This is a genomic window from Bradyrhizobium sp. JR4.1, from assembly GCF_040548605.1.
Lineage (GTDB): Bacteria > Pseudomonadota > Alphaproteobacteria > Rhizobiales > Xanthobacteraceae > Bradyrhizobium > Bradyrhizobium canariense.
Genome location: NZ_JBEPRY010000002.1, coordinates 525,187 through 551,232 on the forward strand (window position 1 = coordinate 525,187; position 26,046 = coordinate 551,232).

24 protein-coding genes are annotated in these 26,046 nt (G+C 64.2%); 10 read left to right on the forward strand and 14 right to left on the reverse strand.

All coding sequences use genetic code 11. The features are described from left to right. Positions 1–74 precede the first annotated feature (74 nt). On the forward strand, positions 75–350 hold the full coding sequence (locus ABIB90_RS07710; protein ID WP_026232423.1) for a BolA family protein: 276 nt from the start codon (positions 75–77) through the stop codon (positions 348–350). A gap of 167 nt (positions 351–517) precedes the next feature. Here the strand turns inward: ABIB90_RS07710 and ABIB90_RS07715 are convergent, their stop codons facing one another. The 3 genes from ABIB90_RS07715 to ABIB90_RS07725 form a co-directional block, all read right to left on the reverse strand. Beyond that, complete coding sequence (locus ABIB90_RS07715; RefSeq protein WP_007599226.1) at positions 518–1,822, reverse strand: HlyC/CorC family transporter; 1,305 nt, start codon at positions 1,820–1,822, stop codon at positions 518–520. A gap of 92 nt (positions 1,823–1,914) precedes the next feature. Further along, positions 1,915–3,063: a 3-dehydroquinate synthase gene (gene aroB, locus ABIB90_RS07720; RefSeq protein ID WP_354200588.1), complete on the reverse strand. Its 1,149-nt coding sequence runs from the start codon at positions 3,061–3,063 to the stop codon at positions 1,915–1,917. After that, positions 3,060–3,683, reverse strand: coding sequence for a shikimate kinase (locus ABIB90_RS07725; RefSeq protein WP_354200589.1), 624 nt, complete (start codon positions 3,681–3,683; stop codon positions 3,060–3,062). Before ABIB90_RS07725 ends, aroB begins: the two co-directional genes overlap by 4 nt. 184 nt (positions 3,684–3,867) lie before the next feature. Here ABIB90_RS07725 and ABIB90_RS07730 point away from each other — a divergent pair, with 184 nt between their 5' ends. From ABIB90_RS07730 to ABIB90_RS07750, 5 genes are all read left to right on the forward strand, one after another. Then, positions 3,868–4,014 (forward strand): hypothetical protein, encoded by a 147-nt coding sequence (locus ABIB90_RS07730; RefSeq protein ID WP_035669499.1) that lies wholly within the window; start codon positions 3,868–3,870, stop codon positions 4,012–4,014. Between the two features lie 17 nt (positions 4,015–4,031). Beyond that, on the forward strand, positions 4,032–5,012 hold the full coding sequence (gene xerD, locus ABIB90_RS07735; protein WP_007599222.1) for a site-specific tyrosine recombinase XerD: 981 nt from the start codon (positions 4,032–4,034) through the stop codon (positions 5,010–5,012). A gap of 285 nt (positions 5,013–5,297) precedes the next feature. Next, on the forward strand, positions 5,298–6,260 hold the full coding sequence (locus ABIB90_RS07740; protein WP_007599220.1) for an acetyl-CoA carboxylase carboxyltransferase subunit alpha: 963 nt from the start codon (positions 5,298–5,300) through the stop codon (positions 6,258–6,260). Between the two features lie 454 nt (positions 6,261–6,714). Next, positions 6,715–8,259: a L,D-transpeptidase family protein gene (locus ABIB90_RS07745; protein ID WP_245285965.1), complete on the forward strand. Its 1,545-nt coding sequence runs from the start codon at positions 6,715–6,717 to the stop codon at positions 8,257–8,259. A 77-nt stretch (positions 8,260–8,336) separates the two neighbouring features. Then, a complete protein-coding gene (locus tag ABIB90_RS07750; protein ID WP_007599216.1) occupies positions 8,337–8,567 on the forward strand; it encodes an AbrB/MazE/SpoVT family DNA-binding domain-containing protein in 231 nt (76 codons plus the stop codon). 28 nt (positions 8,568–8,595) lie between these two features. Here the strand turns inward: ABIB90_RS07750 and ABIB90_RS07755 are convergent, their stop codons facing one another. From ABIB90_RS07755 to ABIB90_RS07790, 8 genes are all read right to left on the reverse strand, one after another. Further along, on the reverse strand, positions 8,596–8,793 hold the full coding sequence (locus tag ABIB90_RS07755) for a hypothetical protein (protein WP_246648572.1): 198 nt from the start codon (positions 8,791–8,793) through the stop codon (positions 8,596–8,598). A gap of 208 nt (positions 8,794–9,001) precedes the next feature. Then, a complete protein-coding gene (locus ABIB90_RS07760) occupies positions 9,002–9,697 on the reverse strand; it encodes a branched-chain amino acid ABC transporter ATP-binding protein (protein ID WP_007599215.1) in 696 nt (231 codons plus the stop codon). Further along, a complete protein-coding gene (locus ABIB90_RS07765) occupies positions 9,690–10,424 on the reverse strand; it encodes an ABC transporter ATP-binding protein (RefSeq protein WP_354159892.1) in 735 nt (244 codons plus the stop codon). Before ABIB90_RS07765 ends, ABIB90_RS07760 begins: the two co-directional genes overlap by 8 nt. After that, the gene (locus tag ABIB90_RS07770) at positions 10,411–11,508 is read right to left on the reverse strand and encodes a branched-chain amino acid ABC transporter permease (RefSeq protein ID WP_007599212.1); all 1,098 of its coding nucleotides are present in this window, start codon (positions 11,506–11,508) and stop codon (positions 10,411–10,413) included. Before ABIB90_RS07770 ends, ABIB90_RS07765 begins: the two co-directional genes overlap by 14 nt. 6 nt (positions 11,509–11,514) lie before the next feature. Then, the gene (locus tag ABIB90_RS07775) at positions 11,515–12,732 is read right to left on the reverse strand and encodes a substrate-binding protein (protein ID WP_007599205.1); all 1,218 of its coding nucleotides are present in this window, start codon (positions 12,730–12,732) and stop codon (positions 11,515–11,517) included. Positions 12,733–12,736: 4 nt separating this feature from the next. Further along, positions 12,737–13,594, reverse strand: coding sequence for a branched-chain amino acid ABC transporter permease (locus ABIB90_RS07780; RefSeq protein ID WP_354200590.1), 858 nt, complete (start codon positions 13,592–13,594; stop codon positions 12,737–12,739). Between the two features lie 108 nt (positions 13,595–13,702). Further along, on the reverse strand, positions 13,703–15,217 hold the full coding sequence (locus ABIB90_RS07785) for an amidase (RefSeq protein WP_035993944.1): 1,515 nt from the start codon (positions 15,215–15,217) through the stop codon (positions 13,703–13,705). 174 nt (positions 15,218–15,391) lie between these two features. Next, positions 15,392–16,579 (reverse strand): substrate-binding domain-containing protein, encoded by a 1,188-nt coding sequence (locus ABIB90_RS07790; protein WP_007599200.1) that lies wholly within the window; start codon positions 16,577–16,579, stop codon positions 15,392–15,394. 178 nt (positions 16,580–16,757) lie between these two features. Here ABIB90_RS07790 and ABIB90_RS07795 point away from each other — a divergent pair, with 178 nt between their 5' ends. Then, complete coding sequence (locus ABIB90_RS07795) at positions 16,758–17,192, forward strand: MarR family winged helix-turn-helix transcriptional regulator (RefSeq protein WP_007599198.1); 435 nt, start codon at positions 16,758–16,760, stop codon at positions 17,190–17,192. Positions 17,193–17,403: 211 nt separating this feature from the next. On the opposite strand, the gene secA is transcribed toward ABIB90_RS07795, so the two are convergent. Next, positions 17,404–20,244 carry a preprotein translocase subunit SecA gene (secA, locus tag ABIB90_RS07800; RefSeq protein WP_007599197.1) on the reverse strand — a complete coding sequence of 947 codons (2,841 nt, stop codon included), beginning with the start codon at positions 20,242–20,244 and terminating at the stop codon, positions 17,404–17,406. Positions 20,245–20,605: 361 nt separating this feature from the next. On the opposite strand from secA, the gene ABIB90_RS07805 reads away from it, so the two are divergent. Then, positions 20,606–21,535, forward strand: coding sequence for a peptidylprolyl isomerase (locus ABIB90_RS07805; protein WP_219679449.1), 930 nt, complete (start codon positions 20,606–20,608; stop codon positions 21,533–21,535). Positions 21,536–21,638: 103 nt separating this feature from the next. Beyond that, positions 21,639–22,880, forward strand: a complete 1,242-nt coding sequence (gene argJ / locus ABIB90_RS07810; protein WP_007599195.1) for a bifunctional glutamate N-acetyltransferase/amino-acid acetyltransferase ArgJ — start codon at positions 21,639–21,641, stop codon at positions 22,878–22,880. A 16-nt stretch (positions 22,881–22,896) separates the two neighbouring features. On the opposite strand, the gene ABIB90_RS07815 is transcribed toward argJ, so the two are convergent. Continuing rightward, positions 22,897–24,453 (reverse strand): TadE/TadG family type IV pilus assembly protein, encoded by a 1,557-nt coding sequence (locus ABIB90_RS07815; protein WP_007599194.1) that lies wholly within the window; start codon positions 24,451–24,453, stop codon positions 22,897–22,899. Positions 24,454–24,593: 140 nt separating this feature from the next. Between ABIB90_RS07815 and ABIB90_RS07820 the strand changes: the two genes are divergently transcribed. Further along, positions 24,594–25,004, forward strand: coding sequence for a (deoxy)nucleoside triphosphate pyrophosphohydrolase (locus ABIB90_RS07820; RefSeq protein WP_007599192.1), 411 nt, complete (start codon positions 24,594–24,596; stop codon positions 25,002–25,004). A 115-nt stretch (positions 25,005–25,119) separates the two neighbouring features. Here ABIB90_RS07820 and ABIB90_RS07825 read toward each other — a convergent pair whose 3' ends face one another. After that, the gene (locus tag ABIB90_RS07825) at positions 25,120–25,989 is read right to left on the reverse strand and encodes a methyltransferase domain-containing protein (protein WP_354200591.1); all 870 of its coding nucleotides are present in this window, start codon (positions 25,987–25,989) and stop codon (positions 25,120–25,122) included. Positions 25,990–26,046: the final 57 nt, after the last annotated feature.

Consider the following 26,046-nt stretch of genomic DNA (forward strand, 5'->3'; position numbering starts at 1 on the left):
CTGAGGCGTCCTTGAACGGCCGCCAGAGGCGGCCTATGCAATACGGAGAGCGATCTCGCACCGTAATGACCCAGATGGCCATCAGAGACACTATCAGCAACAAGTTGCAGGAAGCTTTCACGCCGGAAAGCCTGCAAGTCGTCGACGAGTCACATTTGCATGAGGGCCACGCCGGCCATCGGCCGAGCGGCGAGACGCACTTCCGCGTTTATATTGTGTCTTCCGCCTTCAAAGGGAAGAGCCGGGTCGATCGCCACCGCATGATAAATTCGGCGCTGGCCGCGGAACTCTCCGGCAGCGTGCACGCGCTGGCGATCCACGCGCAAGCGCCGGGGGAAGGCGGGAGCTAGCTCGCCGATACGAGCGTCAGACGGCGCCATTTCTCCTCATCCTGAGGAGCGCGCAGTTGCGCGCGTCTCGAAGGATGCAGGCCCCCGCTGCGGCATCCTGGCCTGCATGGTTCGAGACGCGCCTTGCGGCGCTCCTCACCATGAGGGGCAACAGGGTCGTGCGAATCCTAAAACGACGTCCCCGCCCGCCGCCGCTTGGCTTCCTCCATTTCCGTCTCGCGCGGCACCGGTGAAATACGGAGTGCGGTGATGCGGTTGCGTTCGCGGCGGAGGACGCGGAAGCGGAAGCCGTGAAAGGTGAAACTCTGGCCGCGGTCGGGGATCGAGCGCGCCTCGTGAATGACGAGGCCGGCGACCGTCGTTGCCTCTTCGTCGGGCAGGTGCCAGTCCATGGCGCGGTTGAGGTCGCGGATCGGCACCGAGCCGTCGACGACGACCGAGCCGTCCGGCTGGGCGCGCACGCCCGCGACCACGACGTCATGCTCGTCGGAGATGTCGCCGACGATCTCTTCCAGAATGTCTTCCAGCGTCACGAGACCTTCAACTTCGCCGTACTCGTCGACGACCAGGGCGAAATGGGTCTTGCGGCGGCGGAACGCCTTGAGCTGCTCGGAGACGGGCCGCATCTCCGGCACGAACCAGGGCGGCAGCGCGATGGTGGAGACGTCGATGCGCGAGGTCTCGCCGTCGGCCGCGCGGATCGCGCGCAGCAAATCCTTGGCGTGGAGCACGCCGATGATGTTTTCCGGCTTCTCGCGCCACAGCGGGATGCGGGTGTATTCGGCCGCCAGCACCTCGCGCACCAGATCCTCCGGCGGCAGGTCGGCGTTGATCATCGTCATCTCGGTGCGATGGATCATGACGTCGGAGACCTGGAGCTCGCGCAGATCGAGCAGCCCTCCGAGCATGTCGCGGTCGTGCTTCTCGAACTTGCCTTCATGATGCAGCAGGTCGACCGCGCCGCGGAGGCGCTCGGTCGGCGACAGGATCGCCTGGTGCTCGCCGGCAAGGCCAAACAGGCGCATCAACAGCCGCACGATGACTTCCACGATCCGCAGCAGCGGCCCCAGCACGTACATCGTCAGCCGCATCGGGCGCGCGACCGCGAGCGCCATGCGGTCGGGCGCGTTGATCGCGATGGTCTTGGGCAGCACCTCGGCGAAGATCACGACCAGTGCGGTCATCAAGCCGGTGGCATAGAGCACGCCGACGTCGCCGAACCAGGCCGTGAAGATGCTGGTGGCCAGTGCGGATGCACTGATATTGGCGATGTTGTTGCCGAGCAGCAGCGCGCCGATCAGGCGCTCGCGCATGTCGAGCAGTTGCGAGACCACGTCGGCGTCGCGATTACCCTGCTTGGAGAGCCGCAGCATGCTGGCGCGCGAAGCGCCGGTCAGTGCGGTCTCGCTCGCGGCGAAGAAGCCGGAGACGAGCAGGCAGAGAATGACGATGGTGAAGCCGAGCCAATCCATGAACCACTCTGGTTTCTTGTTTTGACGCGTTTTCTTGACGCGAACCGGTACCCATTTCGCTTGAAAACGCTTTAGCGCCGTTCAACCGCGCGTCATGCCTTTTGCGCGAGCTTGTCCTTCAGGAAGTCGCGCACCGGAGCCGGCTCGACGTTCTTCACGACGAGGGCCCGCCCGACGGCTTCCAGCAGGATGAAGGTGAGCCTGCCGCGCTCGACCTTCTTGTCCTGCCCCATCAGCGCCATCAGCGCGTCGGCATCGGCAAGCCCTTCCTGCGCGAAGCCCGCGATGTCCTGCAAGCGTGTCGGCAAGCCGGCTTCGATCAGGTGGCGCTCGATGCGCGCGGCGTCCGCGTCGCCGATCATGCCGAGCTTCGCGGAAAACTGCGCCGCCAGCGTCATGCCGATCGAAACGCCCTCGCCGTGAAACAGGCGGTCGGAGAAGCCGGTCGCGGCTTCCAGCGCATGGCCGAACGTATGGCCGAGATTGAGCAGCGCACGCTCGCCGGTCTCGCGCTCGTCGCGCGAGACCACGCCGGCCTTGGCGCGGCAGGAGGTCGCGATCGCATGCTCGCGCGCCGAACCGCCTTTGGCGATGTCGGAATGGTTCTTCTCGAGCCAGGCGAAGAAGGCCTTGTCGCCGAGCACGCCGTATTTGGCGACCTCGGCATAGCCGGCGCGGAACTGCCGCGGCGACAACGTGTCGAGCACGGCGGTGTCGGCGATCACAAGCACCGGCTGGTGGAAGGCGCCGAGCAGGTTCTTGCCCTGCGGCGAGTTGATGCCGGTCTTGCCACCGACGGAGGAATCGACCTGCGCCAGCAGCGAGGTCGGCACCTGCACGAAGTCGACGCCGCGGCGCAGGATCGCCGCCGCAAAACCGGCGAGATCGCCGACCACGCCGCCGCCAAGCGCGATGACGAGATCGTTGCGCTCGATCTTCGCGGCGATCAGGGCTTCGCTGACCTTTTCGAGACCGGCATAGGTCTTGGAGATCTCGCCTTCCTCGACGACGATGTGCGATGTCGGAATGCCCGCGGCGGCCAGCGATGCCTCGGCGGGTTCGAGCCAGTATTTCGCGACGGTGCGATCCGTCACGATCGCGGTGCGTACGCCGGGGCGCAGGCGCGCGACCCGTTCGCCGAGCGAGGCCAGCACGCCGCGGCCGATGACGATGTCATAGGCGCGATTCTCCAGCGCGACCTCGACGTTGACGGGATCGGAATGTTTCAAAGGCGCGGTCATCGTGCGGCACTCGCGATGTCGGCTGATGGCGGGGACGCCCGTTCGCCGCAAAGATGCGCGCGTAGCGTCTCGATGGTCTCATCGACGATTCTGTCGTGCGGCACGTCGCGGGAGGCGATGGTGAGGTCGGCATGGCCGTAGACCGGCTCGCGCTCGGTGAGCAGGCGCGTCACGGTTCCTTCAGGATCGGCGGTCTGGAGCAGCGGACGGTCGGCGCGCCGGCGCACGCGGCGCATGATGACATCATGATCGGCCTTGAGCCAGATCGAGATCGCCTTCGCCGCGATCCGGGTCCGCGTCTCCTCGCGCATGAAGGCGCCGCCGCCGGTCGCCAGCACGATGGGACCGCCGTCGAGCAGACGTGCGATCACGCGGGCCTCGCCGTCGCGGAAATGCGGCTCGCCGTGGCGCTCGAAGATTTCCGGTATGGTCATGCCGGCCGCCGCCTCGATCTCGGTGTCCGCATCGACGAAGGGCAGCTTGAGCCTGAGAGCCATGCGGCGGCCGATGGTGGATTTGCCCACCCCCATCATGCCGACGAGCACGATCGAGCGCGTCCCCAGCGCCGACAGGATGTCGGCCTCGGGCGAGGCTTGGATCGGCAACGCGGCGTCGGGCATTTGTCTCGCTCGAATGGGTCTCGCTCGATCTGCCGCCAAAGGCGGCATCCTTTGGCCACCTATACGACCCCGCAGGGGCCCTCGCCAGAGGACTCTTGCCACGAAACGGCGAACGTGTTGGATGATTTCATTGGTTAATTTGCCCGCCAAGCCCCTGACCGAGACCCTCTCCGAGATCCTGCCGATGCCCAGCCTGTTCCGCTTCCTGACGGTCGTCGCCGTGATCGCCGGCATCGTCTACGGCGTGGTCTTCGCGCTGGCGAACTTCGTCAATCCAAAGCCGCGGGAAATGACGGTGACGATCCCGCCGGATAAGTTTCTCAAGAAATAGGGGCTAGCCTGCCGGGCATGCGTGCCAGATCTTCCGATAACAAGCCCTCAGATACAAAACTCACCGGCCTGTTCCTCGACATGCTCGCGGCGGAACAGGGCGCCGGCCCCAATACGCTCGATGCCTACCGCCGCGACCTCACCGACTTCTCCGAGTTTCTCGGCCGCGTCGGGCATGCATTCGCGGACGCGGAAACACAGACGCTGCGCGACTATCTCGCCGATCTCGACACGCGCGGCTTCAAGTCCACCAGCGTCGCGCGACGGCTGTCGGCGCTGCGGCATCTCTATCGCTTCCTCCTGAACGAACGCATCAGAACCGACGATCCCGCGGCGATCCTGTCCGGCCCCAAGCGCGGCCGCGGGCTGCCGAAGGTGCTGTCGATCGCGGATGTCGATCGCATGCTCCGCCGCGCCAAGGAATTGAGCGAGGCTGAGGATGCCTCGCCGTCGAAACGGCTGCGCGCCCTGAGACTCTATTGTCTACTCGAGGTCCTCTACGCCACCGGCCTGCGCGTCTCCGAGCTGGTGGCGCTGCCGCGCACGGCGGCGAAGCGCGACGCCCGCATGATCGTGGTGCGCGGCAAGGGCAACAAGGAACGGCTGGTGCCGCTCAACGAGGCCTCGCGCCAGGCGATGGCCGATTATCTCGCGGCGACAGAGGCGGCCAAGGACAACAAGGCAGACAAGAAGAACAGCGTGGCGGCCTCGAAATGGTTGTTCCCCTCGTTCGGCGAGAGCGGACATCTGACGCGGCAGCATTTTGCCCGCGACTTGAAGGAGCTCGCGGTCGCTTCAGGGCTGCAGGCCCGGCTGGTCTCCCCCCACGTGCTGCGCCACGCCTTCGCCAGCCACCTGCTGCACAACGGGGCCGATTTGCGCATCGTGCAGACGCTGCTCGGCCATACCGACATCTCGACCACCCAGATCTACACCCACGTGGTCGAGGAGCGGCTGAAGAGCCTGGTCCGCGACCTGCACCCGCTGGCGGAGAAGTAGTTGCTGCCCTAGCTGCAGTAGCCCGGATGAGCGAAGCGACATCCGGGATTGACGATTGGGGCGACCTGCCCCGGATATCGCTTCGCTCATCCGGGCTACGGTACGGGTCGGAGCCCGAAACCGCCTTGACTTCGGCCACATCTCCGCAGAAAGAGCCGAGGCCTCACGATGATTTGGCCTGCGCTCGTTGCGAGCACACAAGCCAACTCATTGACGAACCTACATTTCTTTCCACGACATCGAATCCGCTTCGCCGCCTCGCCCCGTTCTCCCTATATTGAGTTGATGCCAGACCAGATGCGCAGCTATCTCGATTTCGAAAAGCCCGTCGCCGAGCTCGATTCCAAGCTCGACGAATTGCGGACGCTTGCGGCCTCCGGCAGCGACATCGCCGAGGAGATCGGGCGGATCGAGGACAAGGCGGCGCAGGCGATGGCCGACCTCTATCTGAACCTGACGCCGTGGCAGAAGACGCTGGTTGCGCGGCATCCGCAGCGGCCGCATTTCAACGACTTCATCAAGGGCCTGATCACCGAGTTCACCCCGCTCGCCGGCGACCGCAAGTTCGGCGAGGACGAGGCGCTGGTGGCCGGCTTCGGCCGCTTCCGCGGCGAGGCCATCTGCGTGATGGGCCAGGAAAAGGGCGATTCCACCGAGAGCCGCATCAAGCATAATTTCGGCATGGCGCGGCCCGAGGGCTATCGCAAATGCGTGCGGCTGATGGAGATGGCGGAGCGGTTCGGCCTGCCGGTGCTGTCGCTCGCCGATTCCGCCGGCGCCTATCCCGGCATCGGCGCGGAAGAGCGCGGTCAGGCCGAGGCGATCGCGCGTTCGACCGATGCCTGCATGGCGCTGACCGTGCCGAACGTCGCCATCATCACCGGCGAGGGTATGTCGGGCGGCGCCATCGCCATCACCACCGCCAACAAGGTCCTGATGCTGGAGCACGCGATCTACAGCGTGATCTCGCCCGAGGCGGCGTCCTCGATCCTCTGGCGAGACGGCTCCAAGGCGCAGGAAGCCGCTAACAACATGAAGATCACCGCCCAGGACATGCTCCGCTTCGGCGTGATCGACAGCATCCTGAAGGAGCCGGTCGGCGGCGCCCATCGCGACCCCGCCGCCATGATCGCCACCACGGGCGACGCCATCGCCAAGGCTTTTGACGAGCTGCGGGGCCTGGACGGCGACGCCATCCGCAAGCATCGGCGGCAGAAATTCCTCGATATCGGCCGGAAACTGGGCTGATTCGGGCGGTTTGGGACCGCAGCGGCGGTGCGCTCCCTCCCCCGCTTGCGGGGGAGGGTCGGGGAGAGGGTATTTCCTCTCGCGATACTCCCGATGCGGCACGAGCCCTCTCCCGGCCTCCCCTGCCAGCGGGGGAGGTGAAGAGCCCCCGGTAACCCCGCGTTAACCCTTTTTTTGCCCAAATCAGCGATCTCTGTACCGGTTTGGCCGCGAGGCCCAAGTTACGGCCCAGTTTAAGTCTTCGTTGACCACGCCTTTGGGCCAACGGGCTCGTGATCCCCGTTCGGGTTGCGACCACATGACCCAGAGGTTAGAATTTTAATCAATGGCTTCAGGGCATAAGCGCTGGAGCGTGATTGCGAAAAAGCCCGTCGCGACGGGTCCGGGTCTCCGGTCGGATCATGCTTCAAGATTGGGGTTTGCGCGCGATGCCCTGGACGGCGTGGGGTCCATCTTGATTTCTCGTTCGCTTGCTCGCGCGTTTCTGGTCTCGGTGGCGCTTGCCGCCAGCTTCGTGCTGGCCGGTTGCGACACCGACCAGGTTTCGCTTGCGACCAATGCCAAGGCCAACCAGCCGGTCCCGCCGAAACTTCTCGCCGCGATGGTCGAGAAGGACATGGATCTGCAATCACCGATTTTGGTGCGCCTGTTCAAGCAGGAGGCCGAGCTTGAGGTCTGGAAGCAGACCCGCAACGGCCAGTTCGCGCTGCTCAAGACCTATCCGATCTGTCGCTGGTCCGGCGACCTCGGGCCGAAGGTGCGCGAAGGCGACCGCCAGGCGCCGGAAGGATTCTACTCGATCAATCCGGGCCAGATGAATCCGCAGTCGGCGTACTATTTGTCGTTCAACACGGGCTATCCGAACGCGTTCGACAAGGCTTTGGGCCGCAGCGGCTCGCAGCTGATGGTGCATGGCGATTGTTCCTCGCGCGGCTGCTACGCGATGACGGACGAGCAGATCGCCGAGATCTATTCGCTCGGGCGCGAGTCCTTCTTCGGCGGCCAGAAGGCGTTCCAGCTGCAGGCCTATCCGTTCAAGATGACGCCGGTGAACATGGCCAAGCACCGGAACAATCCGAACATGCCGTTCTGGAAGATGATCAAGGAAGGCTATGATCATTTCGAGGTGACGCGGCAGGAGCCGAAGGTCGATTTCTGCGAAAAGAAGTACGTGTTCGACGCGGCGAAGCCGCCCGACGCCAAGCGTGATCCGGTGTTCGACGCGTCCGCAAAGTGCCCGGCCTATGTGATCCCCGAGGAGATCGCCAGCGCCGTGCGCGAGAAGGATGCACGCGACCAGGCCGAGTACAACAAGCTGGTCTCGCGCGGCACGCCCGTTGCGCGCATGAACACCGGCATCGACGGCGGCATGAACAAGATCTTTGCCGCGAAGATTCCGGAGGGCTCGACCGGCCTGTCGGAAGGAGCCGAAGGCACCACGCTCCAGATGCTGGCGATGGCGAAGGCGCCGGGCACGATTCCTGGACACGTCAATCCGCCGAAGCCGAATCTCGATGCGGCCGCGCCCTCGCCGCAGGAAGAGCCGGTCGTCGCCGTCAGCGCGCCCGCCGCCAACACGCGTGTCGCCACCGCTGCTCCGGCGGAGAAATCCGGCTTCTTCTCCAACCTCGGCCGCAAGATGGGCATCGGCAACGCCGACGCCACGGCGACCACGCCGCCGCCGCAGGCCACGGCATCCGTCGCCCCGGCTGCGACTTCCACGACGCCGCCTACCGCGGCGTCCCGGCTGAAGGCCGCGGTAACCCGGTTCGTGCCGGGACACGACAAGTCCAAGGATGCAGGGAAGGATGCGCCGAAGCCAGCCGTTGCCGTCGCCAAGCCCGCCGAACCAGCGAAGCCCGACACCCGCCTCGCGGCGACCCGCCCGACGCTGAAGCCGTCGGTGTCCGATGGCGCGGGTGAAGCGACCCAGATCATGGGCGCCGCGCCGGTGGTCCAGTCGAACTCGTTCGACAGCCGGTTCGGGGCGGTGAAGTAAGCGGGCGGGAACCTCTCGCCCTATCCCGATTTTTACCGAGCTGACGGCGGTCCCGAATGATCAGGGCATATCATTCCATGCTGGTCTCCAAATGGGGTAACAGCCTCGCAGTCCGCCTGCCTAAGGCACTCGTTGAGGCTTTGAACCTCTCCCCCGGTGACGAGCTCAATGTCGTAGAGACTTCGACAGGCCAGATCGCAGTAGAGAAGGTCGACAGACGAGCGGAATTTCTCAGGCAAGCCGACCAGTTCCGGATTCCCCTGCCCGAGGGTTACAAATTCGACCGGGACGAAGCGAACGAGAGATAAGCCCGTTCTTCGACAGCAACATCCTGGTCTATGCCTTTTCGGCCGACATCCGGCGCGAGCGCGCGCTGACCACAATTGCCGGCGGCGGCGTCATCTCACTGCCGACACGCACGCTACGGCGCTTGCGCTTGCGCGCGACCATACGCTTGCCTTTTACGATGCTCTGATCGTAGCGACCGCAATCGAGGCTGGCTGCGAGACCCTGTATGGCGAGGACATGCAGCACGGACGCAGCATCGGCGGGCTGTCCATCGTCAATCCATTTTTCGGAAGCACTTCACCGTCACCCTGAGGTGTCCGCTTCTTCAGCTACCCTCGAAGGCCGACGGCCCGCTTGGCCGCGCGGCCGTGCATCCTTCGAGGCTCGCTGCGCGAGCGCCTCCAGCGACAATGGCTTCGCCATTGCGCGGGGATGACCGGACTGGCAGGGCGCCCTACGGCGCCAGATACCGCAGCAGCTCCGGATTGCCCCTCACCTCGCCTGCCTCGCCTTGCAGCGCGACTCGTCCGCGGTCGAGCACGTAGGCGTAGTCCGCGACGCGAAGCGCGAGGTCGAGGTGCTGCTCGACGATGATCACGGCGATGGTTTTCGCGAGCTCGATCAGGCGCTCGGTAATTTCCTCGATCACGCCGATCCAGACGCCCTCGGTCGGCTCGTCGAGCAGAAGCAGTTTTGGATCGCCCAGCATGGCACGGCCGATGGCGAGCATCTTGCGCTCGCCGCCGGACAGCGTGCCGGCGGGCTGGTCGAGGCGCTGGCCGAGTTTTGGGAAGATGGTCAGCACGTGGTCGACCGCGTCGGCCTTCCTGCTCGCGAGCGAGCCGACCGCGAGATTGTCGCGCACCGACAGACGCGCGAACACCGAATGCTCCTGCGGCACGTAGCCGATGCCGGCGCGGACGCGCTCCTGGGTCGCGCGGCGGCTGATGTCGCGGCCATCGAAGGCGACCTCGCCCTTCCACGCCGGCAACTCGCCGACGATGGTCTTCATCAACGTGGTCTTGCCGGCGCCGTTGCGGCCGAGCACGGCGACACCGCCGCGCCAGGGAATGCCGAGGTTGACGTCGAACAGGACCTGGCTGCGGCCATAGCCGGCGTCGAGATGCTTGATGTCCAAAAATTCAGGCACGGCGCAAATAGATCTCCTGGACGGCCTTGTTGGCCTGGATCTCCGACACCGTGCCGGACGCCAGCACCTTGCCCTGGTCGAGCACGGTGAGACGATCGCAGATGTCGCGGATGAAATCGAGGTCGTGCTCGACGATGACAAGCGAGCAATGCTTTTTGATCGGCTGCAGCAATTCGCCGGTAACGCGGCGCTCCTCCAGGCTCATCCCGCCGGTCGGCTCGTCCAGCAGCAGGAGTTTCGGCTTGCCGGCCAGCGCCATCGCGATCTCCAGCCATTGCTGCTGACCGTGCGACAGCGCTGCGGCCGCATCGAAAGCGCGGTCGGCGAGGCGGAACTGCGTCAGCATGGTCATGACCTGATCGTGCAGGAGCCCGCGCGTGCGCGAGAACACGAGATCGAACAGCGAGGATTGCGCCTGCAGCGCGAGCAGGATGTTGTCGTAGAGCGTCAGCGTCGGCAGCACGGATGTGATCTGGAATTTCAGGCTCATGCCGGCGCGGGCACGCTCGGTCGGCGTGAACGCGGTGATGTCGGTGTTGATGAAACTCACCTTGCCCTGCGTCGGCACCTCGGCGCCGGCGATGCACTTCATCAGCGTGCTCTTGCCGGAGCCGTTCGGTCCGATCAGGCCGTGAAACTCGTTCTCGCCGACAGTGAGCTCGGCGCCGTCGAGCGCGGTGAGCTTCCCGAAAATCTTCTTGACGCCGGTGGCTTCAAGGAGCGGCATCGCGCTTCTCCTTCCCGGTTTTCCTGGACTTGCCACCAAAGCTGCCGACCCGCTCGCGCTCGCCGAGCACAAAACTGATCAGACCGAGCGGCCGGAACAGGATCACGAGCAACAGCAGCACGCCAAGGATGATCGGCCAGACCTCGCGGTAATTGTCCGAGAGCCAGAAGCTGACGCCCTCGACGATGACGGCGCCGATGACGGCGCCGATCAGCGTGCCGGAACCGCCGAACAGGACGTAGAGCACGACTTGCGTCGAGACCACGACGCCGACCATGTTGGGCCAGACGAAACCCTCGTGGAAGGCGTAAAGGCTGCCGGCAAGACCCGCCACCGCGCCGCCGATCGCAAAGATGATCGCCTTCAGGTGCTGCGTCTTGTAGCCGAAGAAGGCGATGCGCTGCTCGTTCTCGCGCAAGCCCGCGAGCGCCAACCCGAACTGCGAGCGCACCAGAAAACGGCAGAGGAGATAGACCACGACAAGAAGGCCAAGCACGAGATAGTAGAACGGCGGCCCTTCCGAGAATTCGTAACTGCCGAGCGTCATCGACGAGATCGAGGGGATACCGTTCTGGCCGCCGAGATAGTACCAGCCGCGCGCCAGCCGGTCGGCGGCGTAGGAGCCGGTTAGCGTGCCCAGCGAGACGAAGATCACGCTGGAGGGATGTCGTCCCAGCAGCAGGAAGCCGCCGAGCAACAGCGCGAACGTGAGCCCGATCAGCGTTCCCGCGGGCAGCACCAGGAAGATGTTGGTGATGTCGAGGTCGCGCGCGAGCAACGCCACGCCATAGCCGGCCGAGCCGAAGAACAGCGCCTGGCCAAAGCTCATGATGCCGGCATAGCCCCACACCAGGTCGAACGAGAGCGCGAACAGCGCGAGGATGATCACCCGCGTCGCGAACACCGTGAGGTAGTCCTGCAGCACCAGCGGCGCGACCAGCGCCGCAACGAGCACGACGCCCTCCACGATCGGCAGGACTTTTCGTCCTGCCGCGACCTGTTCCGCTACCGCGCGCTCAGCCATCGCATCGTCCGCTTCGTCGCCGGCGATGGCCTCTCTTACCACACTCATCGACTTCGGCATTCCGCCTCAGCATTCCTTGGGATCGACGAGCCCGTCGCTGCGTCCGACGATCTCGTAATTCCCGCCCTTGGCGACCGCGGTGTACATCTTCATCTTGCAATGCCGCTTGCCCGGTACCATCTCGGCCGGTCCGCCGGGGCCTTCGGCGATCTTGGCGTGGTCGAGCGTCGCGGCGACCGACTCGCGGTCGATCTTGCCGGCTTCCTTGACGGCGGCTTCCCACAGCTTCAGGCCGCGATAGGTGCCGGTGGCGGCGCTGCCGGCGGCGAACAGGAAGTTGCCCGGGAAATCCTTCTCGTAGGCCGCCTGGATTTTCGCGTCGAACGGGTTCTCCTTGGTCAGCACCTTGAAATAATCGAGGCAGCTGGCGAGACCCTCGATCTCGGCGGCCTGATTGATGTTGAGCGTGTTCTCGTCATAGTAGACGCAGGCCAGCCGTCCGCCATTCTTGAGGAAGCCGGCCTCATAGAGCTGCTTGAAGAACGGACCGACGCCGGGCGGGATGACGGTATTGAAGACGACGTCGACCTTGTTGGAGATGATGCGGTTGACGGTCGAGGAGAAGTCGACCTGGTCGAGCGGATAATATTCCTCGAACACGACCTCGCCGCCATTGGCCTCGATCACCTTGCGGGCGTAGACGTTGAGCGTGTGCGGCCAGACGTAGTTGGCGCTCGGCAGCGCGAACTTCTTGCCGCCGTTCTTGATCAGCCAGGGAATGAACTCGTCGCACTGCTGCGCGGGCGTCGGCCCGGTGCAGAACAGATAGGGCGTGCACTCCTTGCCTTCGTACAGCTGCGGATAGATGTAGAGCGTCTTGCCGCGCGCGACGATCGGGTCCTTGATGGCGTTGCGCATCGACGAGGTGATGCCGCCGAGCACCATGTCGACCTTGTCGCGCTGGATTAGCTTGCGGACGTTGCCGACAGCGACGGACTCGTTGGAGGCCGTGTCCTCGATATAGAGCTCGAGCGGGCGGCCGAGCAGGCCGCCGCCGGCGTTGATCTCCTTGATCACCATCTTGGCGACGTTGGCGTCGGCATTGCCGGCGTAGGCGATCGGCCCGGTGAGGTCGGTGGCGATGCCGACCTTGATCGGGGCTTCGGCCGCATTGGCCCAGGGCGCGGGGATCACCCAACTGCCGACGCCGGTTGCGACCGCGCCGGAGGCAAAGGCGAAATTCGAGAGGAAGCGGCGGCGGGAGAGCTGAGTGCGATCGGACATGTGACTAAACCCCTTTTCCAGCGATGAGGCCCTGCGGCCGGAATTTGATGAAGATGATGGCAAGAACGAAGACGAGGACATCGGCGACGACCGGCGCCATCACCCAGGGCAGCGCGGCACTGAGCGTGCCGATGACGCCGGCGCCTGCGACCGGCCCGATGAAGGAGCCGACGCCGCCGACCATCACCGCGACGAAGCCCTGGATCAGGAAGCGCAGGCCGAGATCGGCGAACAGGCTGAACACCGGCACGATCAGAGCGCCGGCAAGGCCGGCAAGTGCCGCGCCGAAGGCGAAGGTGGCGCCGTAGATCAGCGGCGTGGAGATTCCGGAGGCGCGTGCCAGCGAGGGATTTTCCAGCGTGGCGCGCACGCGCAGGCCGAAGCTGGTGCGCGCCAGCAACAGATAGCAGCCGCCCATCACCAGCGCTGTGATGACGATGATGGTGAAGCGCCAGGCCGAGATGTGCATGGCGCCGATATCGATCGAGCCGCCGATCGGCTCCGGCACGGTGAGATAGAAGCCGCCGATCAGGCCGCGCACGGATTCGCGGATGATCAGGCCGAGCGCATAGGTGCCGAGCATGGCGACGATGGGCGCTGCGTAGAAGCGTCGGATGATCAGCGCCTCCAGCACGAAGCCGAGCGCGCCGACGACGAAGGGCGCGGCGACCATGCCGGCCCAGATCGGCAGGCCCTTGGCGTAGGCGAGATAAGTGATGTAGGCCCCGAGCAGGACGAACTCGCCCTGCGCGAAGTTGAAGATGCCCATCATGCTGGCGATGATCCCGAGCCCCAGCACGATCAGGACGATGATCGCGCCAAAGCTCAGGATCTCGAAAGCCGCGACGAATGCGTTAGCCATGCGCCAGAGCCTTTCCCGTTCCGACGGGATCGGAACGGGGCTCCGGCTTGTTGTCTTGACGCGTCCGAAAACGCTTCCCTGTTCCGTTGGCCCGCATCAATGCCTCGCTCACATCTTCTTCCAGTCGCCGATCTGCTCGAAGGCGTGGGCGGCACGGTAGATGGTGGATTCCTCGAACATGCGGCCGACCAGCATGAGGCCGACGGGAAGGCCGTCGACCATGCCGCAGGGCAGCGACATCGCCGGATGATGAGTGATGTCGAACGGCGCGGTGTTGGAGATCATCTCCAGCGCACGCGCGACATAGTCCTCGCGGCTGGCCGTGGCTTCCGGCAGCTTCGTCGCCTTCATGGGCGTGGTCGGCAGCAGCAGCAAATCGTAGTCTTTGAAGGCCTTGTCGTAGGCCGCGGTCAGGCGTCGGGAGATGTTGAGCGCCTTGCCGTAATAGCGCGGACCGAAAGTGTTGTTGATGTAGGTGCCGAGCAGCAGGAACAGCTTTGTGGTCTCGGACAGGGAATCCGCCTGCCGGCGCCAGCCGCGATGGAAGTCCATCAACGTGGTCGAATAGAGGTCGGAGCGGGACAGACCATAGCCGTCGCCATACATCATGGTCTGGGTCATGCCCTCGGTGCCGATCGGCGTCCAGATCGCGGGGCCCATGAGATGCATCGGAATCGAAACGGTCTCGACCGTGGCGCCGAGATCCCTAAAACGCTTTGCGGCCTCCCGCACGCTCTCGTTCACGGCGGCTTCGGCATTCGCCTGCTCAAAGCCTTCCTTGAGGATCCCGATCTTCATGCCCTTGACGCCCTGGCCGAGCGCCTTGGTGTACTCCTCGACTTTGGGCGCCTTGATGCGGGGATCGTAGCCGTCGTCGCCGGCCAGCACTTCGAGCAGCAGGGCGTTGTCGGCGACGGTCGCCGTCATCGGGCCGGTGTGATCGACGAACACCTCGATCGGCATGATGCCGGTGTAGGGCACGAGGCCCCAGGTCGGCTTCATGCCATAAGTGCCGCAGAAGGAGGACGGCATGCGGATCGAACCACCCTGGTCGCCGCCGATCGCCATGTCGACCTCGCCGAGCGCGACGACGACGCCTGAGCCTGACGATGAGCCGCCGGCCGAATAGCCCATCTTGTGCGGATTGTGGACGGCGCCGACCGCATTGGTGTGGCTGCCGCCGGACATGCAGAAGGATTCGCAATGGACTTTTCCGGCAATCTCGGCGCCGGCATCGAGCATGCGGGTGACGATGGTGGCGTCGAAATCCGGGACGTAGCCTTCGAGCGTCGCCGAGCCGTTCATCATGGGAACGCCGGCGAGCATGATGTTGTCCTTGAGAGCAACCGTCTTGCCCTTGAGCTTGCCGCTCGCCGCACCCTTCACCGTCGACTTGCGATACCAGGCGTTGCGCGGGTTTTCTTCCGGCGAGGGCCGATAGCCCGGGGTGCGCGGATATTTGACCTCCGGCACCTCGTCCGGCATGGCGCCGACGAGATTGTAGGCCTCGATCGAGCCCTGCATCAGGCCGCGGAACGAGGCGACATCGTCGTCGGTCAGCGAAAGGCCGCACTGGTCGGCGACACTGCGCAATTGGGCTGGCGTGGGAAGGACAACTGTCACGGCGCTCTCCTCAAGGCTTCTTGATCCCTGGAATTGGAATCCCTGGCATTGGAGCCTCATGGGCGCGCGTGCACGGCGCGGGCCCATCGGCTCCACCTCGATATTACAGACGGAAATATTTTCCTTTTCAAGTATTATTTTGAATTCGGGCGTTTGCGGATGGCCGCGCCGGCATCAGATCGGTTTGATCAGCTTGAAATCGAGGCCGTCCGCCCCGGCGAGATACATTTGCATCCGGGTATGACCGTTCCTGACGGTGACGGGGCCGCGCGCGCCGCCATAGACGATGTTGCGGCCGGCCGCGAGCATGGGCGCCATCGCCAACGTGCCCGCCTTGTTTGCTACGGCCTCAAGGAAGCGCAGTCCCTCATAGCTGGATTGACCGAGCGACCCGATCGGGGGGCCGTTCGGTCCGAACATCGCGCGATAGCGGCTCTGGAAGTCGTCATTGACCCGCGATCCGATGCCGGGGAAATAGCCGGAGGCGCAGAACAGATTCTCGCTGTTGTCGGCGCCGATTCCGAGCAGCACGGTCTCGTCCATCGCCCCGGCCAGCCGCAGCGTCGTGGCGCCGAGACCGCATTCGCCGAACGCGCGATTGAACGTGATGCTGTCGGTGCCGATCAACGAGATCAGGACGACATCCGGCCTCGCGGCACGGATGCGCTCCAGATGCGGCTCGTGGTTGTCTTCGCCGAGGGGAACGAACTCTTCGCCGACGACATGGCCGCCGGCCTCCTTGATGTAGCGCTTCACCGCGCGGTGCGACTGCCAGGGCCAGACATAGTCGCTGCCGATCAGGTACCAGCGCGCCGCCTTTTTGACGTCGGCAAGCCAGTGGATCGACGGACGGCTCTGCCAGCGCGGCGTCTCGCCGATCGCCATGACACCCGGCGTCTGCTCGCCGCCTTCGTAAACGGGTGTGTAGATGTAGGGGATGCGGTGGCGAGTGGTGACCTTGCGCAGCGCCACGCGCACCGCGCTGGTATGTAAGCCGACGATGAGATCGATCTCATCGGACGCGATCGCCTGCTCGGCGCGGCTCAGAATCTCGTCGAGCGGGCCGCCGGCGTCGTAGATCGAAAGCTCGATTTCGCGCCCGAGAATGCCGCCGCGCTTGTTGATCTCGGCGACGGCGAGCTGCGCACTGCTTGTCGCGCACGGACCCCAAACGCCGGGCGAGCCGGTGCAACAGATGAAGCCGCCGACGCGGAGCTTGTTGTGTGCGCCGCGGCGCTTCATGAAATGCGCGTCAACCGGCGACAGGTCGAAATCCGCTGCCGCGGGCGACAGATTCCTGAACAGCAAGGACGGCGGTAACGCCGGACCGCCGTGAGCCGGGAAGTTTACCGTCGCGCGCACGCCAACTCCTGTCTGATACCAGACTTGAAAGCTCATTCAGCAGGCGGCCGCGGCACCCGCCCTATTGTTGGGCAATATCCTATTTTGAAAATATTGAATATTCAAGAATTGAAGTGCATATAGATGCAGCATCGATTGCAAGACATTCACTCATTTGGGTCAAGACAAAGTCTTAGCCGTGGCAAAACCAAACACCCCGATCACCGAACACCTCGCCTACCTGCTCGCGCAAGCCAACCGGGAGATCAACCGGCAGCTCGAACTGCGGTTGAGCAAGGAAGGCGTGCCCGTCGAGCAGTGGCGCATCCTGAAAGTGCTGTCGGATGGCAACGGCCATTCGATGGGCGAACTCGCGGATGCCGTGCTGCTCAACCATCCGACGCTGACGAAGATGATCGATCGCATGGTCTCGGACACGCTGGTCTACCGCGTGCAGGACCCGAACGATCGCCGCAAGGTCCTGATGTTCATCTCCGATCGCGGCAAGGTGCTGAGCAAGAAGCTCAACTCGCTCGCGGTCGACCAGGAAGAGCACATCCTGGAGAGCTACGGCGACAAATCGACGAGCGAATTGAAGCGGCTGCTGGAGAGCTTGATCGATAGTTCGAATTGAGAATTCGTCGTCCTGGCTTTCGCCAGGACGACGATGGAGATGGAGCTGCGCGCCACATACTCGCTGTCATCGCCCGATTTAATCGGGCGATCCAGTATTCCAGAGACGGATGTGATTTGAACCGAGAAGCCGCGGTGTACTGGGTCGCCCGGTTAAAGCGGGCGACGACAGTGGGGTGTGAGGCGCCGACGTCGCACCTCACACCTCATCGCTAAGCATACCGCCCGTGGCAGTGCTTGTACTTCTTGCCTGAGCCGCACGGACAATCCTCGTTGCGTCCGATCTTGCCCCAGCTGGCCGGGTTCTTGGGATCGCGCAACGCGGCGTCGGTGGCCTGCGCTCCGAGCGTGACGCTGGCGAGCGCCATTTCGTCCTCGCCGGTGTTCGGGTCGAATTTGTGCGCTTCCATCTGAGGCAGCACCGGGGCTTCCTGCTCCGGCGGCACGATCTCGACCCGCATCAGCTGCGCCGTGACGGCCTCGCGCAGATGCGCGCTCATCTCCTGGAAGAGGTTGAACGCTTCGGTCTTGTACTCCTGCAGCGGATCGCGCTGGCCGTAGCCGCGCAGGCCGATGACCTGGCGCAGATGGTCGAGCATGATCAGGTGCTCGCGCCAGAGATGGTCGAGCGTCTGCAGCAGAATGGTCTTCTCGACGTAACGCATCACGTCGGGACCCCATTGCCCGACCTTGGCGGCCATGTGCTCGTCGGCGCGGGTCTCGATGCGCGTGAGCAGCTCCTCGTCGGCGATGCCCTCTTCCTTGGCCCAGTCCTCGACCGGCAGGTCGAGATCGAGCACGCGCTTGAGCTCTTCCTTCAGGCCCGCGACGTCCCACTGCTCGGCATAGGCGTGCTCGGGCACGTGCTTGGCGACGAGGTCGTCGATGAAGGCGTGGCGCATGTCGGCGACGGTCTCGGCGACGCTGTCGTCCTTCATCAGGTCGACGCGCTGGTCGAAGATCACCTTGCGCTGGTCGTTCTGGACGTTGTCGAACTTGAGCAAATTCTTGCGGATGTCGAAGTTGCGCGCCTCGACCTTCTGCTGCGCCTTCTCGAGCGCCTTGTTGATCCAGGGATGGATGATGGCCTCGCCCTCCTGCAGGCCGAGACGCTGCAGCATGCTGTCGAGGCGATCCGAGCCGAAGATGCGCATCAAATCGTCTTCCAGCGACAGGAAGAATTTCGAGCGGCCGGGGTCGCCCTGGCGGCCGGAGCGGCCGCGGAGCTGGTTGTCGATGCGGCGGGATTCGTGGCGTTCAGAACCCATGATGTAGAGGCCGCCGGGCTTCTTCACGGTCTTGGCGGGCTTCGAACCCTTCGCCGGTTCGATCTCGACCTCTTCCTCGGCCTTCAGCACGATGTCGCGGAAGTGCTCGATGTCGGCCTTGATCTGCTCGATCTTCAAGGCCTTCTCGGCCTCGTCCTCGATCGAAGCGGCCTCCTGCTGGATGCGCATTTCCAGCGAGCCGCCGAGCTTGATGTCGGTGCCGCGGCCGGCCATGTTGGTCGCGATCGTGATCGCGCCGGGGACGCCGGCTTCTGCGACGATGTAGGCTTCCTGCTCGTGGAAGCGCGCGTTCAGCACCGCGAACAGCTTTGCCGGCTTGCCGGCGCGGGCCGCGGCGTACAGCTTCTGCATCGAATTTTCGCTGCCGAAATCGATCTGCCGATAGCCGTGCTTCTTGAGATATTCGGCGATCACTTCCGATTTTTCGATCGAGGCGGTGCCGACCAGCACCGGCTGCAGCCGCGCATTGGCGCGCTCGATCTCGGCCAGGATCGCGGCGTATTTCTCGTTCTGGGTGCGATAGACCTCGTCGTCTTCGTCGAGACGGGCGACCGGCAAATTGGTCGGGATTTCCACGACCTCGAGCTTGTAGATGTCGAACAATTCGTCGGCTTCGGTCAGCGCCGTGCCGGTCATGCCGGCGAGCTTTTCGTACATCCGGAAATAGTTCTGGAAGGTGATCGAGGCCAGCGTCTGGTTCTCGGGCTGAACCTGCACGTGCTCCTTGGCTTCCAGCGCCTGATGCAGGCCTTCCGAATAGCGGCGGCCCTGCATCATGCGACCGGTGAACTCGTCGATGATGACGACCTCGTCGTCGCGGACGATGTAGTCCTTGTCGCGCGTGAACAGGGTGTGGGCGCGCAGCGCCTGGTTGATGTGGTGCACGACGGAGACGTTCTCGACGTCGTAGAGCGACTCGCCCTTGAGCTGGCCGGCATCGCGCAGCAGCGTCTCGATCTTCTCCATGCCGGCTTCGGTCAACGTCACCGTGCGCTGCTTCTCGTCGACGTCGTAGTCGGACTTGTCGAGCTTGGGCAGGAAGCCGTCGATGGTGTTGTAGAAGTCGGAGCGGTCGTCGAGCGGACCGGAAATGATCAGCGGCGTGCGCGCTTCGTCGATCAGGATGGAGTCGACTTCGTCGACGATGGCGTAGAAGTGCGGCCGCTGGACCATGTCCTCGAGCCGGTACTTCATGTTGTCGCGCAGATAGTCGAAGCCGTATTCGTTGTTGGTGCCGTAGGTGATGTCGCAGGCATAGGCCGTCTTGCGCTCGGAATCGTCGAGGCCGTGCACGATCACGCCGGTGGTCAGGCCGAGGAAGCCGTAGATCTGGCCCATCCAGGCGGAGTCGCGGCGGGCAAGGTAGTCGTTGACGGTGACGACATGGACGCCCTTGCCGGCGAGCGCGTTGAGGTAGACCGCGAGCGTTGCGACCAGGGTCTTGCCTTCGCCGGTCTTCATCTCGGCGATGTCGCCCTCGTGCAGCACCATGCCGCCGATCAGCTGGACATCGAAATGGCGCTGGCCGAGCGTGCGCTTGGCGGCTTCACGGACCGTGGCGAAAGCGGGGACCAGAAGGTCGTCCAGGGTCTTGCCCTCGGCGAGCTGCTGCCTGAATTCGACGGTGCGGGCCTTGAGGGCTTCGTCGGAGAGTTTCGAAACCTCGGGCTCCAGCGCGTTGATCGCGTTGACGCGGGACTGATATCCCTTCACCCGCCGGTCGTTGGCGGAGCCGAAAAACTTGCGGGCGAGCGCGCCGATCATGCTTAGTTCCTGTGTTCGCGATTCAACCGCGTTCGCGTTGCAGCCAAGAGGTTGTCACCCGCCTGCCTATCAACTCACCGTGACGCCTGCTGGGCGCCGGAGCCCGGACTGCGGGGGGTCCATCCGCCATATGGGTGGGAGTTGGGCAAGTCTGGGTTCAACGGCCAAAAACGCAGCAAAATAAACGCCATCGCATGGACGCGACCGGGCAGAGATATGGCCCGGTCAGGGCCTTGTCAACGGCGGGTGCATTGCGGCTAATTCATCATTTTGACAGACTTTTCGCGTTGCCAAGGCCCCCTGAATTGGGCGAGTGTCCGCCCCGCTCGAGCAGCCCCCTGCTTCAACAAAAGGATTTTCCATGACCACCTCGTTCCCGGTAACCAAAACCGGCCTGCGCTTCGGCCTCGCCACCGCCCTCGTGGGCTGCCTTGCGCTGGCGCTGATCGCAGGTCCCGGCCGGGCTGCCGACGATCCGGTGCTGGCGAAGGTCAATGGCGCGGAAATCAAGAAGAGCGACGTCGCCATGGCCGAAGAGGAACTCGGGCCGAGCCTTGCCCAGATGGACCCGGCGACCAAGGACGAGAACGTCCTGTCCTTCCTGATCGACATGAAGATCGTCGGCAAGGCCGCCGAAGACAAGAAGCTCGCCGACGGCGAGGAGTTCAAGAAGCGGCTCGCGTTCGCCCGCAACCGCCTGCTGATGGACAGCCTGCTCGCCGGCGAGGGCAAGGCCGCCACCACCCCGGATGCCATGAAGAAGGTCTATGAGGAGGCCTCCAAGCAGATCACCGGCGAGCAGGAAGTGCACGCCCGCCACATCCTGGTCGAGACCGAGGACGAGGCCAAGGCGGTCAAGGCCGAGCTCGACAAGGGCGCGGATTTCGCCGAGCTCGCCAAGAAGAAGTCCAAGGATCCGGGCTCGGCCGACGGCGGCGACCTCGGCTTCTTCACCAAGGAGCAGATGGTGCCGGAATTCTCGGCGGTCGCCTTCGCGCTCGAGCCGGGCAAGATCTCCGACCCCGTGAAATCGCAGTTCGGCTGGCACGTCATCAAGGTCGAGGAAAAGCGCAGCCGCAAGGCGCCTGATTTCGAGCAGGTCAAGGCGCAGATCGAGCAGTATGTCACCCGCAAGGCCCAGGCCGATTACGTCGCCAAGCTGCGCGCGGAAGCCAAGGTCGAGCGGCTGGACCAGCCGGCGGATGCGGCCAAGGACGCCAAGCCGGCTGATGCCAAGCCTTCGGATGCGAAGCCGTCCGACAGCAAGATGGCGCCGCCTGCGAAGAAGTAAGAATTCGCTGTCACTTCGGTGACGTGAAGAGTATCTAAGCCTTTGTGATGCCCGGCCCCCGCGCCGGGCATCTGCATATCCAGATCCCATCAAGGCGCCCGCGATGTCCTCCTCCGTCTCTCCCCTCGCCCCGAAACACGTTCCCGACATGCCCGTGATCGCGGGGGTCCGTCTCGCGACGGCCGAGGCCGGCATCCGCTACAAGAACCGCACCGACGTGCTGCTCGCGGTGATGGACAAGGGCACCGCGGTCGCCGGCGTCTTCACCAAGTCGAAATGCCCCTCCGCACCGGTGGAATGGTGCCGCGCCAAGCTGAAGGGCGGCAAGGCGCGCGCGCTGGTGGTCAATTCCGGCAACGCCAATGCCTTTACCGGCAAGACCGGTCGCAGCTCCACCGCGCTGACCGCGAAGATCGCGGCCAAGGCCGTCGGATGCACCGAGGGCGAGATCTTCCTGGCCTCGACCGGCGTGATCGGCGAGCCGCTGGATGCGACCAAGTTCGACGGCGTGCTCGGGCGGCTCGCGGAAACCGCCGAGGCCGGCGATTATCTCGCCGCCGCCAAGGCGATCATGACCACCGACACCTTCCCGAAGGTCGCGACCGCAACCGTGAAGCTCGGCAAGGCCAAGGTCACCATCAACGGCATGGCCAAAGGTGCCGGCATGATCGCCCCCGATATGGCGACGATGCTGTCCTTCATCTTCACCGACGCACCGATCGCGCCGGCCGCGCTGCAGGCGCTGCTCAAGAGCGGCGTCGAAGACACGTTCAACGCGGTGACGATCGACGGCGACACCTCGACCTCGGATACGCTGCTGGCGTTCGCCACCGGTGCTGCCGCAGAACACGGCGCGCCGAAGATCAGCCGCGCCAGCGACCCCCGCCTGAAAGCCTTCGTCAAGGCCTTCAACCAGGTGCTCGCCAATCTTTCCGAGCAGGTGGCCCGCGACGGCGAAGGCGCCCGTAAGCTGGTCGAGATCACCGTCGAGGGCGCCAAGACCAAGGCCTCGGCGCGCAAGATCGCGATGTCGATCGCGAACTCGCCGCTGGTGAAGACCGCAATCGCCGGCGAGGACGCCAATTGGGGCCGCGTGGTGATGGCGGTCGGCAAGGCCGGCGAGCCGGCCGACCGCGACAAGCTCTCGATCTCCTTCAACGGCATCCGCGTCGCCAAGAGCGGCGCGCGCGATCCGTCCTATGACGAGGCGCAAGTGTCGGAAGCGATGAAGGCGCCGGAGATCGCGATCAAGGTCTCACTTGGCCTCGGCAAGGGCCGCGACCGCGTGCTGACCTGCGACCTCACCAAGGAGTATGTCGCGATCAACGGCGATTACAGGTCGTAAGCGTCCCGACGGACGACTATTTCGTGATATGCGCGGTGATCAGCGCCTGATTGAACATGGCGTTCAGGGCGGCCGTGATGTCCGCCGGGGTATTCGCCGTATAGAAGTAGCCCGGCGTCGCGCAGCCCTGCAGGCTCGCCGGAATAAGCGGTATGTTCCAATTGGCGTAATCGTCCTCGTCATTGGCAAAAGACGCGTTCACCGGATCGATCACCTGGTAAGGAATGTAGAGCACCGAGATGATGATACCCTTGTCCTTCAAGGGTTTGCAGACGGTCGCCGGATTGATGACCGTGGCATGGTTACTGCCCGACCAGCCTCCATTCGGAACGCCTTTGACTTGCGGATCTTGTGCGCCGTCGGTGACGAGGAATACATAGGGTCGCGCGTTGCTCGAGGCGCTGCCGTCGCCGGCGCTGACGATCAAGCTGTTGAGCGAACTCAACGCGTTATCGATATGGGTGCCGCCCGATCCGAGAGCCGTATTCATGTTGGTGTCGAGCAACGAAGCGAGATTGGCGGCTGCGTAGTTGATTGTCGACGGATTCGTCGAAGAACCGTTGATGCTGGACGTCAGCGGAAAATAGTTCTTATCGAGGTACTGAATGAACGGATAGATACCAATCCGGAATTGATTAGCGACCTTCATGCTGCTGTTGGCGGTGATAAACAGCTGGTTCACGGCGTAGCCGACCGCATCCAGCCGGAGCTGAATGCAGTTATCGGTTCCGGCGGTGGGGCAGTTCGCAACGGTCGGAAGGGTCGAATACAGTGAGCCCGGTAGACCGGACACGACTGAAGACGACAGCTTCTTGCCCTTTGGATACGTTGAATTCACAGTCGTCGTCGAAAGCAGACCGGCATAGCCGCTTTGACTGACGCGCGAGATCGCATAGCCCAGACAGTAATTGTTGGTAGGATATCCCTGCGTTCCGCTATCGGTGCACGCACTGTTCTGGGGCGCGAAATGGCAGGCCAAGGTGCAGCCTGTGGGGTATTGCCTGAAGTTGTCCGGGTTGATCGATTGCATTCGGACGGCCTCGGCCGAGGTCGACGGCAGGCCCATGGATCCGGAGACGTCGAGCGTGAGATAGAAATCGAGATAGGGCGGCAGCGACGCGGAGGCATTCGAGGTGCCGGAGACGCTGAGCTTTTGGTAGCCGAGAATCTTCAGGAAGGTGACGGGGACGTCGGCACTGAACTGGACGCTGGCGGCCACGGCGATCCCAGTCTTCGTCACCGTGCTGTTGCGAGACAAGTTGGGCGGTGCCGTGACATTGCTCATGTTGGCGTCGAACACGTTATTCGCGTCGTTCACGCCCTCCGTGACGGAGCCATTGCCCGTCATGGCTGCGGCAGCGATAAAGCCGGGGGCCTTCTGTGAGACGGCGGCGACAGCGGCGCCATCGGCAGCAGCTTGCAGCTTTGCCTTCATCCTGGTCGCCATCGAATAGTCGACGGCGCAACCGATGAACGTGATCAGGGGGACGCAGCAGATTGCGAAGATCACCGCGACATTGCCGCGGCGATCGCGGAGAAACCGACGGAAGATGGGACGAAACTCAACGCGCATGGATCTGGCCCGGAATGGTTTCAGCGTTTCCACTCTAGGAACCGTGGATTAAATATGACTTATGGAGACCTCGGAAACACGGGCCGTCACAGGGTTAACGAACCGTTGCGGATGATCCTTCAGCGAGCGGAATTCCAGGGATGGCTGATCTCAAACTGACGCTCGTGGTGGCTTGCGCGCTGGTCGACGCCGACAAGCGCGTCCTGATCGCGCAGCGCCCCGAGGGCAAGACGCTGGCCGGCCTCTGGGAATTTCCCGGCGGCAAGTGTGAGCCCGGCGAGCGGCCGGAACAGAGCCTGATCCGCGAACTCCACGAGGAGCTCGGCATCAGCGTCGCGGAGCCCTGCCTGGCGCCGCTGACATTCGCGAGCTACGGCTACGAGACCTTTCACCTCCTGATGCCGCTCTACATCTGCCGGCGCTGGGAGGGACAGGTCACGCCACGCGAAGGCCAGACCCTGGCCTGGGTTCGCGCCAACAAGCTGCGCGACTATCCCATGCCGCCCGCGGACATTCCGCTGATCCCGCATTTGATCGATTTACTGATGTGAGCTCGGACCTCATCCTGAGGAGACCGCGCAGCGGTCGTCTCGAAGGATGGCTGCGGATGAGAGCCGGGCCTGCATGGTTCGAGATGGCGCCGACGCGCCTCCTCACCATGAGGAGTTACGTCCCTCCCGCCTTCTTCACCGCATCCGCCAGGCTCGCCTTCGCTGATCCGGGCTTGAGCGGCTGCTGCTGGCTCGCATGCGGGGCCCAGCCTGAGAGCCAGATGATGTCGAATGTCGCACGGATGCGGCCGTCGGCATCGGCAAAGCGTTCCGCGTAGATTTCAGCCATCCGCAGCAGCGTCGATCGCCGGCTGGGCGTGCGTCGCCGTTCGATCAGCACATTGGCGGCGCCCATGCGCCTGATATCCTGCATCAGCGCGAAGGCATTGCCATAGCGCACCACGACGCGGTCGACATCGGTGACCGGCAGCGCAAATCCTGCCCGCTGCAACAGCGCGCCAACGTCGCGTAAATCGGCAAACGGCGCCACACGCGGCGAAACACCGCCCTCGCATTCGGCCTCGGCGGCGGCAAAAGCCTGGCGCAGCTCGGTCAGGCTGTCGCCGCCGATCATCGCCGCCAGCAGAAGGCCGTCCGGCCTCAGCGCGCGACGGATTTGCGCGAGCACCCCCGGCAGATCGTTGACGAATTGCAGCGCCAGCGCCGAGACCACGAGGTCGAGGCTCTCGGGCGCAAAGGGCAGCTTCTCCGCACCCGACGTATCGAGCTCAATGCGCTCGATCGAGGGCAGTCGCGCGCGCAACACGGCGAGACCCTCGCCGGGCGTCCAGAGATCGGCCGCTGTACGAAACTCCCGCATCACTGCGGCCAGCCGGTCGGACATGTCCTCGGCGACCCGATCCAGCAGGAAGCTCACCGCACCTTGCGCCTGCGCGCGGCGCTGTCGCGCGTGCAGCAAAGCACGGTCGAACAGAGCGGGCGCGGTTTGCGGGGTTGTGGCCATGGCGCTGGTTACGCCGATCATGCTGGTTCTGGCAATCCACTGCGCGCGGCGCTAGCCTTGCCTCGTGGAGGCCGACGC